This window comes from Pseudomonas sp. R1-15 (assembly GCF_051132085.1).
Classification (GTDB): domain Bacteria; phylum Pseudomonadota; class Gammaproteobacteria; order Pseudomonadales; family Pseudomonadaceae; genus Aquipseudomonas.
This window is the reverse complement of record NZ_CP071660.1, coordinates 1,869,025-1,883,866: the sequence shown is the minus strand read 5'-3', so window position 1 is coordinate 1,883,866 and position 14,842 is coordinate 1,869,025. Positions and strand designations below refer to the sequence as shown.

At 65.2% G+C, this 14,842-nt stretch carries 2 protein-coding genes (1 of these 2 cut by a window edge); both read right to left on the bottom strand.

Features of this window, described 5'->3' with window-relative positions; all coding sequences use genetic code 11:
* Positions 1 to 2,405, bottom strand: partial view of a non-ribosomal peptide synthase/polyketide synthase gene (locus J3P97_RS08585; RefSeq protein WP_434673913.1) — the start only. The gene continues 11,173 nt to the left of window position 1, outside the view; only the first 2,405 of its 13,578 coding nucleotides appear in the window; its start codon is at positions 2,403 to 2,405; its stop codon lies beyond the left edge, outside the window.
* Positions 2,405 to 14,842 (bottom strand): non-ribosomal peptide synthase/polyketide synthase, encoded by a 12,438-nt coding sequence (locus J3P97_RS08580; protein ID WP_434673912.1) that lies wholly within the window; start codon positions 14,840 to 14,842, stop codon positions 2,405 to 2,407. Before J3P97_RS08580 ends, J3P97_RS08585 begins: the two co-directional genes overlap by 1 nt.

Here is a 14,842-nt window from a genome sequence, read left to right as displayed (position 1 = left end):
GGGCCGTAGAGGTTCCAGACGTTCGGCGAGAGCGCCAGCAAGCGCTGCGCCAGTTCCAGCGGCAACGCTTCGCCGCCGCAGAGGAAGGTCCGCCCGGCCAGCAGCGAAGCCTGCTCATGATCGATCAACATGCGCCAGCTCGACGGCGTCGCTTGCAGCACGCTGACAGCGTGTTGTTCGATCAGCGCCAGCACCGCTTGCGGGTCCTGGTGCAGGTTCTGGCCGGTCAGCACCACGCCGGCCCCGGCTGACAGAGGTCCGTAGATTTCCAGGCCGAAAATATCGAAAGAGAACGTCGTCAATGACAGCATGCGGTCGCCGGGCACGAGACCCGGCTCGGCGATCATGCTGTGGATGAAATTGCTCAGGGCGCCATGGCGCACCATCACGCCCTTGGGCTTGCCGGTGGAACCGGAGGTGTAGATGACGTAGGCCAGGTGTTCGCCAGTCAGCGGCACCACCGGGCAGGTTTGCGGGGCTGCTTGCAGTGCGGCGTCCGGCTGGTCCAGCAACAGAGTCCGAAGACTTGGCGGGATCGGCAAGCGCGCCTGCAAACGGGCCTGGGTCAGCAGCAGTTCGATGCCGCTGTCCTCGATCATGTAGGCCAGGCGATCCTCGGGGTACGCCGGATCCAGCGGCACATAGGCGGCGCCAGCCTTGAGGATCGCCAGCAGGCCGACAATCATCTCGACGCTGCGCTCGACCGCGATGCCCGCCAACTGGCCGGGCATCACGCCCAGGTCGATCAGGCGATGGGCCAATTGGTTGGCGCGCGCGTCCAGTTGTGCGTAGCTCAGGGCCTGGTCGTCGATGGTCAGCGCCAGCGCCTCGGGGTTGCGGCGCACCTGTTCGGCGATGCGCTGGTGCACGCAAACGGCTTCGTCAGTGTGGTCGGCGACCCGCAGCCATTGCTGCTGCGTGAGTTGCTGTTGCGCCAGGTCGAGCAGCGGCAGTTCGCCGATACGCTGGCGTGGCGCATCGACGATGCCGTGCAGCAGGGTCTGCCAGTGCCCGGCCAGGCGCTCGATGGTCTGCGCGTCGAACAGGTCGGTGGCGTAGGTCAGTTCCGCAGCGATGCCCTGCTCGGTCTCATAGGTGCCCAGGGTCAAGTCGAACTGGGCGGTACGCCCTTCCCATACCAGATCCTCGACCCGCAGCTGCGGCAGGTGCATCTGCCGGCTTCGAGTGGCGCCGGCGTTCTGGTGGTTGAACATGACCTGGAAGATCGGGCTGTGGCTGAGGCTGCGCTCAGGTTGCAGGGCCTCGATCAATTGCTCGAATGGCAAGTCCTGATGGGCCTGGGCCGCCATGGCCGATTGCTTGACCTGGGCGAGCAACTGATCAAACGGCAGTTGCCCATCGACGTTGGCACTGAGTACCTGGGTGTTGACGAAAAAGCCGATGAGCCCTTCGGTCTCGACCCGGTTGCGGTTGGCAGTCGGCACGCCCACGCGGATCTGCGGCTGGCCGCTGTAGCGGTGCAGCAGCGCCTGGAACGAGGCCAGCAAGACCATGAACAGGCTGGCGCCTTCACGCTGGGCCAGCTGCTTGAGCGCGGTGGCCAGTTCCGCGCTCAGGGTCAAATCCAGGCGCGCGCCACGAAAGCTCTGCACCGGTGGGCGCGGATGATCAAACGGCAGTTCAAGCACCGGTTGTTCGTCACCGAGGGTCTGGACCCAATAGGCCAGTTGCCGCTCACGCTCGCCCGCCTCCAGCCAGTGCCGTTGCCAGATCGCATAGTCGGCGTATTGCACCGGCAGATCCGGCAAGGCCAGCGGCTGGCCGCCAATGTCGGCGGCGTAGTGCCGGACCAGTTCATCCACCAGCACCTGCATCGACCAGCCATCGGCAATGATGTGGTGCTGGATGAGCACCAGGACATGGTCGTCTTCGGCAATTTTCAGCAGCGAAACCCGCAGCAACGGCCCTTCGCGCAGATCGAACGGACGCGCGGTTTGACCTTCGACGCAGGCTTTGATGCGTTCGTCCTGGCTGACCGTAGAACCGGCGGGCAGCGCCTCGACCGCGATGCTCAAGGGCATATGTTGATGAATGATCTGCACGGTTTGCTCGCCGTGCTCGGCGAACGTGGTGCGCAAGCTTTCGTGGCGCTCGACCACGGCATTGAAGCTGCGCTCCAGCGCCGGCACGTCCAGTTGCCCTTTGAGGCGCAAGGCGCTGGGGATGTGGTAAGCCGAGCTGTGGCGGTCCATCTGCCAGAGGAACCACTGGCGCTCCTGGGCGTAGGACAGCGGGACATGTTCAAACCCGGAGCGCACCTCGGGAATCGGCAGGTTGGCCGGCGAGACGCCCTCTTCGAGCATCTTTCCCAGGTACAGCCGGCGTTTGTCCAGCGGCAGAGTGATAAAGCGCTTGGCAACCCTCAAAGCAACACTCTTGTCCATCAGACTTCCTCCATTTCATCAAGCAGGGCGTCCAGCTTGTTCAGTTTCTGTTCGTTGATCGGCCCGTCGCCGCTGTCGAGTCGGGCGACGAAATCCTTCAGGACGGGGTGCTGGAATAACAGCTGCGGGGTCAGGCTCAACCCCAGTTCGAGGGCCATGCGCGAAACGGCGGTGACCGCCAGCAACGAGTGGCCGCCCAGCTCGAAGAAGTGATCGTGCAGGCCCACGCGCTCGACGGTGATCACCTGGGCCCAGATCGCTGCGACTTGCAGTTCAAGGTCGCTGACCGGTGCTTCGTAAGCGTTTTCTGAGCGCCCGGCCTCGATGCCCGGCAGTGCCTTGCGGTCGAGCTTGCCGTTGGGGGTCAGTGGCAGGTGATCGAGGAACAGCCAGTGGGCCGGGATCATGTAGTCGGGCAGGTGCGCCTTGAGATTGGCCTTGAGTTGATCGCGCAGAGTATTCGCGTCGGTCGAAGCAACCACGTAAGCCACCAACTGCTGCCCGCCCGGCCCTTCCTGGGCCAGCACGGCGACGTCGCTTACCTCGGCTTGCTGCAACAGCCGCGCCTCGATTTCCCCCAGCTCGATGCGGAAGCCGCGGATCTTCACTTGATGGTCGAGTCGGCCCTGGTATTCGAGCACGCCATCGGCGCGATAGCGGCACAGGTCACCGGTGCGATACAGGCGTTCGCCTGTCGTCGAGAACGGGTTCGGCACGTATTTCTCGGCGGTCATCGCCGCGCGCCCGAGGTAACCCCGGGTGATGCCCGCGCCGCTCAGGTACAGCTCCGCCGAGACGCCTTGCGGCACCGGTTGCAGGTTGGCGTCCAGCAGGTAACTGGAGGTGTGCTTGAGCGGGCGACCGATGTTTGCCGTGCCGCCGGCGGTGCGGCGGGTCCAGGTGGAATAGGTGGTGTCTTCCGAGGGGCCGTACAGGTCATAAACATGCTCAACCCCCACACTTACCTGTGGGAGCGAGCCTGCTCGCGAAAGAGCTGGGTCAATCAATGATGGGGTGACTGACGGGACGCCTTCGCGAGCAGGCTCGCTCCCACAGGTTTTGGGTGTCGGGTAGAGGGCATCCACCAGACTCTGCTTCAGCGGCTCTCCGGCCAGATTGATGATGCGCACGCTGTGCGGGATCTCGCCGCTGCGCTGCAACGCGGCGATCGCCGAAGGCACGCTGTTGATCAGGCGTACCTGATCGCGGGCGGGCAGGTGCGGCAGTTCCAGGGCGTTGCGGGCGATGATCAGCGAACCGCCGTTGGCGAGGGTGACAAACAGCTCCCACACCGACAGGTCGAAGCACACCGAGGTCGACGCCAGGACGCCCTGGATGTCGTCGCGGTTGTAGACGGTTCTGGACCAGTCGATCAGCGCCAAGACGTTTCGGTGGGCGATGGCCACACCCTTGGGTTTGCCGGTGGAACCGGAGGTGTAGATGACGTAGGCGAGGTTGTCTGGGGTGACCGTTGTGCCCGGTGCGTTGAAGGGATATGAGCTCAACTCAATCCGGTCCAGCATCAGCACTTCGGTTCCAGCCGGAACCGTCAACGTCTGCGCCACCGCCTGCTCGGTCAACAACACCCGCGCGCGACTGTCCCCAAGCATGTAGGCCACGCGTTCGGCCGGGTAATCCGGGTCCAGCGGCACGTACGCGCCGCCGGCCTTGAGCACCGCCAGCAAGGCGATCAGCAATTGCTCAGAACGCGGCATCGCCACGCCCACCCGCACCTCCGGGCCGACGCCCAGTTCGATGAGCTTGTGGGCCAGGCGATTGGCGCGGCCGTCGAGTTCGCAGTAGCTCAGGCGCCTGTTGGCGAAGGTGACCGCCAATGCGTCAGGAGTGGATTGCGCTTGGCGGGCGATCAGTTGGTGGATGCACAGGTCCTGTTCGAACGGCGCATCGACCGGGTTCCAGTCATGGGTCAAACGTTGATGCTCATCGAATTCCAGCATCGACAGTTCACCCAGGCAGCGCTCGCCTTGAGCAGTCATCTGCCCAAGCAACTGCGCCAGATGCGCCGCCAGCCGCTCCACCGTATCCGAAGCAAAACTCGCCCGTTGATAACTCATGTGCACTGACAACTGCCGCTCCAACCCCACCAGCAGCGTCAATGGGTAATTGGTCTGCTCCTGAGTCACTGGCGAACCAAAGCGCAAACCGTCCGGCGCGCCCTGCTCCAACGCCTGGGCAATCGGGTAGTTCTCGAACACCAGCAGGCTGTCGAACAGCGCGTCGCCGCCCTGCCCGGCCCAGCGCTGGATGTCGAGCAACGCGGTGTGCTCGAATTCGCGCAGGGCCAGGTTCTGCGCCTGCACCGCTTGCAGCCAGCTGGCCAAGGTCTGCTCGGCCCGAGGGCTGGCGATCACTGGCAAGGTGTTGATGAACAGACCAATCTGCTGCTCGATGCCGGGCAAATCCGCCGGACGCCCGGCCACGGTCGCCCCGAAGGCCACCGTTTCTCGACCGGTGTAGCGCTGCAACAGCAGCAGCCACGCCGCTTGCACCAGGGTGTTGACGGTGACTTTAGAGGCACGGGCGAAAACTTCCAGGCGACGGGTCGACGCTTCGTCCAGCACGTGGATATGATCGCCGTAACCACTGCCCATGTCGGCCGGTTTGGCCACCGCATCGGCCAGTCGTGTTGGCGCCTCCAGCTGTTGCAGCGCCGGTTTCCAGAACGCTTCGCTGGCCGCCGCGTCCTGGCGTTGCAGCCAGGCGATGTAGTCGCGGTAGCGGCTGCCGGACACAGTGACGGGTTGGCCGCTGTAGCGTTGCAGCACTTCGCCGAGCAGCTGCGAATTGCTCCAGCCGTCCATGAGGATGTGGTGGTGGCTGTAGATCAGGTGATAACGCTGTTCGTCGAGGCGCACGATCATCAGGCGTATCAGCGCCGACGCGCTCATGTCCAGTTGCTCGCGTTCGGCATCGGCCAGGGCCTGCAAGGCCTGGACAGGCAACGGATCGCTGCGCAGATCCTGCACGCTGTAAGGCAGCTCCAGGTATCTGCTGACCACCTGCACCGGCGCCGGCAAATCCCCTTGCCAGACGAACCGCGTGCGCAGGATGTCGTGGGCGTCCAGCGCCGCTTGCCAGGCCTGGCGGAAACGCTGCGGGTCCAGCCCTTCCACGTCCAGGCGCAATTGGTTGATGTAGTCGCCGGTGGCGTCGCCATACACGCCGTGGAACAGCATGCCTTGCTGCATCGGCGACAACGGATACAGGTCGACGATCTGCGCCATCGGCAGCGCCAGCCCGTCCAGTTGCTGCTGGCTCAGGCTCGCCAGCGGGAAGTCCGATGGCGTCACACCGTGATGTCCGCCCTGGCAGCAATGCTCGATGAGCTGCTGTAACTCAAGCGCATACTCGTCGGCCAAGGCCTGGATGGTCGCCTCGTTGAACTGCTCGCGGCTGAAGGTCCAGCCCAGGTCCAGTTCGCCATTGAACACCTGGCCGTTCAACGCCAGCACATTCGACAACGGTGCTTCAGCGTCCAGCTCATCGCCGGCCGCTTCGTTGGCCGGCACGAACAAGGCGCCGTCGGCTGCATCGAAGCTGGCGTCGAACTGGCCCAGGTAGTTGAAGGTCACGCCTGGCGTCGGCAGCCGCGCCAGACTTGCCCGCGTAGCGTCATCCGCCAGATGCGCCAAGGCACCAAAACCGAGGCCTTTGTCGGGAATCGCCCGCAGTTGTTCCTTGATCTGCTTGAGGCTATTCCCAAGATCGGCCTGCGGCGTGAGTCGGGCCGGGTACAGGCTGGTAAACCAGCCGACGGTGCGGGTCAGGTCGACGTCGTCGAACAGCGCTTCGCGGCCGTGGCCTTCGAGCTGGATCAGCGCACTGTCGGCGCCGGTCCAGCGCACCATGACCCGCGCCAGCGCCGTCAGCAGCAAGTCGTTGACCTGGGTGCGATAGGCCTTGGGCGCGTCTTGCAGCAGTTGTCGGGTCAGTGCGGCGTTCAGTCGCGTACGCACGGTCAGCGCGAGGCGGTTCTGCTGGCCGCCCTGTGGATGATCCATCGGCAACCGCGCATCGATGCCTTCGAGCTGGGTCTGCCAGAAGGCCAGTTGCTGCTGCAGCGCCGGGCTGCGGGCATGGTCTTGCAGGCGCTCGGCCCAGACCTGCGCTGAGGTGGTTTTGTCCGGTAGCTGCAACGCTGCGCCGCTGGACAGCTGTCGGTAGGCGCGTTGCAGATCCTCGAACAGGATGCGCCACGACACGCCATCGACCACCAGGTGATGCACCGCCAACAACAGACGTTGGCTGCCATCGCCCAAGGTCGCCAGTACCGCCCGCAGCAGCGGCCCGTCTTGCAGATCGAGGCTGCGTTGGGCTTCGTTGGCGATGCTGTGCAAGGCCGAGGCGTCAGGCGCGTCCACGGTCCAGAGCAGGTCTTCGCAGTGAACGTCCGCAGGACGGTAAGCCGCCTTCCAGCCTTCGCCCTGCTCCGTGAAGCTCAAGCGCAGGCCATCGTGATGCAGCACCAGCGCGCTCAGCGCCTGGTTCAGAGTCGACGCCTCCAGAGGCTCGGTCGGCTTGAGGAGCACCGCCTGGTTCCAGTGATGACGCTGCGGCACCGTTTGCTCGAAGAACACTCGTTGCACTGGCAGCAGCGCCAGCTCACCCGTCACCGGGCCCTGATCGATGACTTGCGCGGCTTCGCCCTGGCGGGCCACGGTCGCCAGCATCTCAAGCGTCTGGTGCTGGAACAGGTCCTTGGGCGTCAAGTGAATCCCGGCCTGACGGGCGCGGCTCACCACCTGGATCGAGACGATGGAATCGCCGCCCAGTTCGAAGAAGTTATCGCGCAGGCCCACCCGCTCAAGCTTGAGCACGTCCTGCCAGATCGCCGCGAGTTGCTGCTCTAGCGCGCTGCGCGGTGCCCTGTAGCTTTGCTGCAATTGGCTGGCGTCGGGCTTGGGCAGGTTCTTGCGATCAAGCTTGCCGTTGGGGGTCAGCGGCAGCCGTTCGAGCAACAGCAGATAGGCCGGGACCATGTGTGCCGGCAAGGTCGCCTTGAGTTGTTCGCGCAGATTCTCTGCGAAGTCATCCGGCACCCATTGATCAGCCACGACGTAGGCCACCAGGCGCTTGCCGCTGCCGGCAGCACCCTCCTGGGCCACGACCACCGCTTCGCGCACGCCGTCGAGGGCTTGCAGGCTGGCTTCGATTTCACCCAGCTCGATGCGGAAACCACGGATCTTCACCTGGTTGTCGATACGGTCGAGGTAATCGAAGGTGCCGTCGGCGCGCTGGCGCACCAGGTCGCCGGTACGGTACAGCAAGCCGCCGGCGCTGAACGGGTCGGCGACAAAACGCTCGGCGGTCAGCCCCGGACGGTTCAAGTAACCCCGGGCCAGGCCGCTGCCGCCCAGGTACAGCTCACCGGGCATGCCCTGTGGCAGCAGGTTCAGGTCGGCATCGAGCACGTAGGCGCTGCGGTCGCCGATGCGGCTGCCAATCGGCGCGTAGGCCGCGCCACAAGCCACCTCGCGACCGGCCTTCCAGATCAGCGGCGTGACCACGGTTTCGGTCGGGCCGTAGCCGTTGATGATGTACTCAGGCTGCAAGGCGCGCTTGACCCGTTCGAAGCTGGCGTTGGCCACCGCGTCGCCGCCGAAGCAGTAGATGCGCACCTGCGGCGGGTTGCCTTCACGCTCGGCGTGCTCGGCCAGTTGTTGCAGGTACACCGGCGGGAACGCGACCACCGTCACGCCGTGCTCGCGCATGGCGTTGTAGGTTTGCTCGGGGGTCCACAGGCTGTCATCGCGAACCAGCAGCGAGGCGCCGTGGGTCAGGCTGGTGAGCCAGCGCTCGTGGGCCCCGTCGAAAGCGAACGACATGAAATGGAACTCGCAATCGCTGTCGCGCATTTCATAACGCTCGCCGATCGCCTGGCAGTGCATCGCCAGCGGACCGTGGGCCACGCTGACGCCCTTGGGGTTGCCGGTGGAGCCGGAGGTGTAGATGACGTAGGCAAGGTTCTGCGGATCGAGTCGCACCTGCGGCGCACTGACCGGCAGCTCGCGCAGATCGATCCGATCCAGTTCCAGCAGCGGCAGAAATTCGGCCACCGGCAACTGCGCCGCCACCGAGGTGTCACTGATCAACAAGGCCAGGCCGGCGTCTTCCATCAGGTACGCCAGGCGTTCCCGGGGATAACTGATGTCCAACGGCACGTAGGCGCCTCCGGCCTTGAGCACCGCCAGCAGCGCGACGATCACGCTTTCGCTGCGCGGCAGGGCCACGCCGACGCGGGTTTCGGCGCCGACGCCACGGGCGATCAAGGCATGGGCCAGTTGGTTCGCGCGCCGGTCGATCTCGCCGTAGCTGAAGTGCCGGTCATTGAAAATCACGGCCGTGCGCTGCGGGCGCTCGGTCGCCAACGCGGCGATCCGCTGATGCACGGCGATGTCCACCGGATAAGGCTGCGGGTGGTTGTCGGCCTGTTGCCGCGCGTGTTCCGCGGCGCTGGCCAAGGCGATTTCGCCCAGGCTGCGTTCGGCGTCCTGGCTGAATTGCTCAAGCAGGTGCAGCAGGTGAGCGCTGATCTGGTTGATGACCTCGTCGGCGAACTGTCGACGCTCGTAGCTGTAGTGCAGCGCCAGTTGTTCACCGAGAGTGACCGCCACGCTCAGGGCATAGTGGGTCTGCTCAAGATTGGCCACGTCGCCAAAGGTGACATCGCTGCTGGTGCCTTGCTGCAAGGCTTGGGCGATCGGGTAATTCTCGAACACCAGGAGGTTGTCGAACAGCGCCTCCCCGCCCTGCCTGGCCCAACGCTGGATGTCCGCTAACGGCGTGTGCTCGAAATCCCGCAGGCTCAGGTTCTGCGCCTGCACCGCTTGCAGCCACTGGCCGACCGTCTGGTCGGGGCGCGGCGTGCCGATCACCGGCAAGGTGTTGATGAACAGGCCGACCTGCTGTTCGATGCCAGGCAGATCCGCCGGCCGCCCGGCGACGGTCGCGCCAAATGCCACGGTCTGGTGCCCGGTATAGCGTTGCAGCAACAGCAGCCACGCCGCTTGTACCAGCGTGTTGACAGTGACTTTCTGCCGGCGGGCGAAGGTCTCCAGTGCCTTGGTGCGTGGCGCATCCAGCGTCAGGAAGTGATCGCCATGGCCGCTCTGGCCGGCATCGCCCAAGGCCGCGCGGGCGAGCCGGGTCGGTTCTTGCAGCGCGGCCAGTTGCTCGCTCCAGAAGTCCTGGCTGAGCTGGCCGTCCTGGCGTTGCAGCCAGGCGATGTAATCGCGATAACGTCCGGCGATGCGGCCCGGCGCGTGGCCGTTGTAGCGTTGCATGACCTCGCCGAGCAACTGCGAATTGCTCCAGCCGTCCATTAGGATGTGGTGATGGGTGTAGATCAGATGCCACTGCTCGGCGCCGGTCTGCACCAGCACCAGGCGCAACAATGGTGCCTGGCTCAGATCGAAACCTAGCGCGCGTTCGGCGTCAGCCAGCGCGGCAAGGGCTCGGGCCTGAGTCTGGCTCTGCTCGGCACGCTCGCGCCAGTCGAGCACCGTGAACGGCAGCTGCACCTGTCTGTGGACAATCTGCAACGGCTGCGGCAATTCGCCCTGCCAGACGAAGCCGCTGCGCAGGATGTCTTGCGCAGCGATGGTGGCCTGCCACGCCGCACGGAATCGCTCGGCATCCAGGCCTTGCACGTCCACCCGCAGCTGGTTGACGTACTCGCCCGCCGCCTGCTCGTACAGCGTGTGGAACAACAGGCCCTGCTGCATCGGTGACAACGGGTAGATATCGTCGAGTTGGCCAGCCGCCACCGGCAGATGGTCGAGCTGCGCCTGGCTGATTTGCGCCAGCGGGAAGTCCGACGGCGTCGCTTGCGGCGTCGTCAGACGGACGCAATGCTGAATCAGCGCCTTGAGCTCGAGGGCGTATTGATCGGCCAGTTGCTGCACGGTCGCGCTGTCGAACATTTCACGGCTGAACCCCCAGCTCAGCGCCAGCTCGCCGCCATGCACCTGGCCTTCCACGGTCAGCCAGTTGGCCAGCGGCGCGGTCGGGTCCTGGGCGACTCCACTGCCTTCGCCGGATGGCAGCAACAGCGCCGTTTCGTCGAACTGACGGTCGAATTGGCCGAGGTAATTGAAGGTGATGCGCGGTTGCGCCAGACCGGCCAATGTCGCTTGTACCGAAGGCGCCGCCAGATGCCGCAGCACGCCATACCCCAGGCCTTTTTCCGGCACGCCGCGCAGTTGCTCCTTGACGGTCTTGATCGAACCGTCGAGGTCGTCGGTAACGGTGAGCTTCACCGGGAACAGGCTGGTCAGCCAACCGACCGTGCGGGTCAGGTCGATGTCGTCGAACAGCTCTTCGCGGCCATGGCCTTCCAGTTCCACCAGCGTACCCGGCTGCCCGGTCCAGTGGCTGATGGTGCGGGCCAGCGCGGTCAGCAACAGGTCGTTGACCTGGGTGCGATAGGCCGCTGGGGCCTGTTGCAGCAACTGCCGGGTCAGCTCGGCGTCCAGGCGCCATTCGATCTTCGCGCCGTGGATATTTTGCAGGCTGCCCTGCGGACGATCACAAGGAATGTCCGCCGCGCCCTGGTGCTGGGCTTGCCAGTAGGCCAACTGATCGTCGAAGCGCGACGCTTCGGCACTCAGCCGCGCGGTCCAGCTCTGGAACGCGCTGGTCTTGGCCGGCAACGTGGCCGCGCCGCCCGCCGCCAGTTGTTCGTAGGCTTGCTGCAAGTCTTCCAGCAACACGCGCCACGACACACCGTCCACTACCAGGTGATGAATGATCAGCGCCAGCCGCTGGCTCCCGTCGGCCAGGTTCACCAGCATGGCGCGCAGCAGCGGACCGTCCGGCAGGTTCAGGCTGCGTTGCGCCTCATTGCACAGTGCATTGAGGTCTTCGATGGATCGGGCATCGCGTTGCCAAAGATCGGCGTTTTGCACAAGCGGCCCGTGGCCCTGACGCCAACCGTCGGCGTCTTCGACAAAGCGCAGACGCAAGGCGTCGTGGTGGTTGATGACGCAGGTCAGCGCCGCGTCGAGCCGCTGTGCATCCAGCGGCTCGCGGGCGGTCAGCAACAGCGACTGGTTCCAGTGGTCACGGGCCTGCATCGCCTGGGAGAAGAACTGCCGCTGGATCGGCCCGAGCACAGCATCGCCGGTGACTGGCGCCTGATCCACAGCACTGTGGCTAGCGCGAGTGGCGACCAGCGCCAGGCTGCGCACGGTCTGGTACTGGAACAGATCGCGGGGATGAATGCGAATGCCGGCCTGCCGCGCGCGGCTTACCACCTGGATGGAAATGATCGAGTCACCGCCCAGCTCGAAGAAGTTGTCTTCGAGGCCGACGCGCTCCACGCCGAGTACGTCCTGCCATATTTCGGCCAGGGCAACTTGCAGCGCATCCTGCGGGGCGACGAATGTTTGCCGGGGCGCGGCGTCCGGTTGTGGCAGGGCCTTGCGGTCGAGCTTGCCGTTGGCGGTGACGGGCAATCTGGCCAACGGCATCAGATAGGTCGGCACCATGTATTCCGGCAGGCTCGCCAGCAGCCAAGCCTTCAGGTCCTGCTGCCACTGCTCGTGCGGCACGCTGTTTTCCAGCACCAGGTAACCCACCAGGTGCTTGCCGTCCTGGACCAGCACCACGGCCTCGCGCACCAGCGAATGCTGCATGAGGCGGGTTTCGATTTCGCCGAGCTCGATGCGCAGGCCGCGTAGCTTGACCTGGTGATCGAGGCGGCCGAGGTATTCGATCACGCCGTCGGCGCGCTGGCGCACGCGATCACCGGTGCGGTACAGGCGTGCGCCGGCATGGAACGGGCACGGCACGAAACGCTCGGCGGTCAGCGCCGGACGCTGGTGATAACTGCGCGCCAGCCCCGCCCCGCCCAGGTACAACTCGCCCGCCACGCCCCACGGCACCGGCGACAGATCGGCGTCAAGCACATGGGTGCGCAGGTTGGCGATGGGGACACCGATCGGCACACAATCGGCGCCTTCATCGACACAGGTCCAGTGGGTCACGTCGATGGCCGCTTCGGTCGGGCCGTACAGGTTGTAGAGGCCGGCGTTCGGCAGCTTGGCGAAGACCTGGTGTTGCGCGTCCAGCGGCAGCGCTTCACCGCTGCAAACGATGCGCTTCAAGCCTTGGCAGCTTTCCACGCCCGGCTCATGAATGAACGCCTGCAGCATCGACGGCACGAAGTGCAGCGTGCTGATGCCATGGCGCTTGATGGTCTCGATCAGTTGCAGCGGATCGCGGTGCACGCCCGGCGCGGCGACTACCAGTCGGGCTCCGGTCATCAGCGGCCAGAAGAACTCCCACACCGACACGTCGAAGCTGAACGGGGTTTTCTGCAGCACCGCGTCGCTGCCATCCAAGGCATAGGCCTGTTGCATCCAGCACAAGCGATTGACCAGCCCCGCGTGACTGTTGCCAGCGCCCTTGGGTTTGCCGGTGGAGCCGGAGGTGTAGATCACGTAGGCCAGGTTCAGCGGATCAAGCGTGATGTCGGGACGATGGTCGCTGTAGCCGTCGAGCCAGCCGGCCGCCTGGTCGAGTTCGATCACCTCGACGCCGTCGGTTGGTAGCGCCGCCGACAGCGAGCGCTGGGTCAGCAGCAAGCCGATGGCGCTGTCCTCGATCATGTAGGCCAGGCGCTCCTGCGGGTACTCAGGGTCCAGCGGCACATAGGCGCCGCCGGCCTTGTGAATCGCCAGCAGGCCCACCACCATCTCCAGCGAGCGCTCGACGCAGATCCCCACCAGGCTGTCCGGCCGCACGCCGCGCTTCCGCAGCAGGTGAGCCAGTCGGTTGGCGCGGGCATCGAGCTCGGCGTAGCTCAGGGTTTGCTTGCCAAATACCAGCGCCGGTGCGTCCGGGGTGCGCGCCACCTGGGCTTCAATCAGTTGATGCATGCACTGCGCGGTCGGGTAGCGTTGCGCCGTGGCGTTCCAACCGTGGACCAGGGTGGCGTGTTCGTCAGCGTCGAGCAGCGGCAGTTCGCCGACGCGCCGGGACGGATCAGCGATCATCGCCGTGAGCAATCGCAGCCAATGCCGGGCCATGCGCGCGATGCTCGGCGCCTCGAACAGGTCGTTGGCGTAGGTCAGCGCCGCGTGCAGCGTGCCGGCCTTTTCATAAGTGTCCAGGGTCAGGTCGAACTGGGTGGTGCGCGCCTGCCATTCGATCATGCCCAGTTCCAGCCCGGACGCCGTGCGGATCGTGGTGACGTCCGCCACGTGCGGCTGATGGTTGTACATCACCTGGAACAACGGCGTATGGCTGAGGCTGCGCTCCAGCTTGAGCGCTTCGACCAGGCGTTCGAACGGCAGGTCCTGATGGGCCTGGGCGCCGAGCGCGGTTTCTTTGACCCGGCGCAGCAACTCGTCGACACGGAGCTGGCCGTCCAGTTCGGTACGCAGTACCTGGGTGTTGACGAAGAAGCCGATCAGCCCTTCGACCTCATCCCGGTTACGGTTGGCGATCGGCACGCCGACGCGGATATCGGACTGGCCGCTGTAGCGATGCAGCAGCACATTGAACGCGCCGAGCAGCAGCATGAACAGCGTGACGCCCTGCTGCTGGGCTGTGCTGCGCAGTTGCTCCGCCAATGCGGCGTCGACGGCGAATTCATAGCGGCTGCCGCGATAGCTGGGCATCGCCGGGCGCGAATGGTCGGTGGGCAACTCCAGCACCGGATGTTCATCGCCCAGTTGTGCCTGCCAGTACGCCAGCTGCCGCGCCTGCTCGCCGGCCTCCAGCCAGCGACGCTGCCACAGGGCATAGTCGCTGTACTGGATCGGCAGGTCGGCCAATTGCGGGGCCACGCCTGCCTCGTGGGCGTCGTAGCAGCGGATGAACTCGTCGATCAGCACGTTCATCGACCAGCCGTCGGAGACGATGTGATGCAAGGTCAGCAGCAACACGTGCTCCTGCTGATCAAGCTTGAGCAGTTCGACCCGCAGCAAGGGGCCGCGCGACAAGTCGAAGGGGCGCATCGATTGTGCTTCGGCGGCTTGGCGCACTGCCTGCTCGCGCTCGCCTGCCGGCAAGCCGCTGAGGTCCTGTTGCTCGATCATCAGCGGCGCATGGGTGGGCACTTGCAGGAGGCTGTCGTCGGCCTGGCGCTGGAACACTGTGCGCAGGGTTTCATGGCGGGCCACCAGGCTGGCGAAGGCCTGCTCCAGCGCCGACAGGCTCAGCGCGCCCTTGAGCCGCACCGCGCCGGGCAGGTTGTAGGCACCGCTGTCGGGGTCCAGTTGCCAGAGAAACCACATGCGGCGCTGGGCATAGGACAGGGCCTGGCGGTCGTCGGCTTCGACGCCTTGGGGAATGGGGAAGCGACTGAAATCCACGCCCTCCTTGTCCAGCGCTGCCAGGAACATCTGGCGCTTGTCCAGGGGCAACCCGATAAACCGGCGAGCAAGTTTCAAGGCGTCTTCAGCATTCAT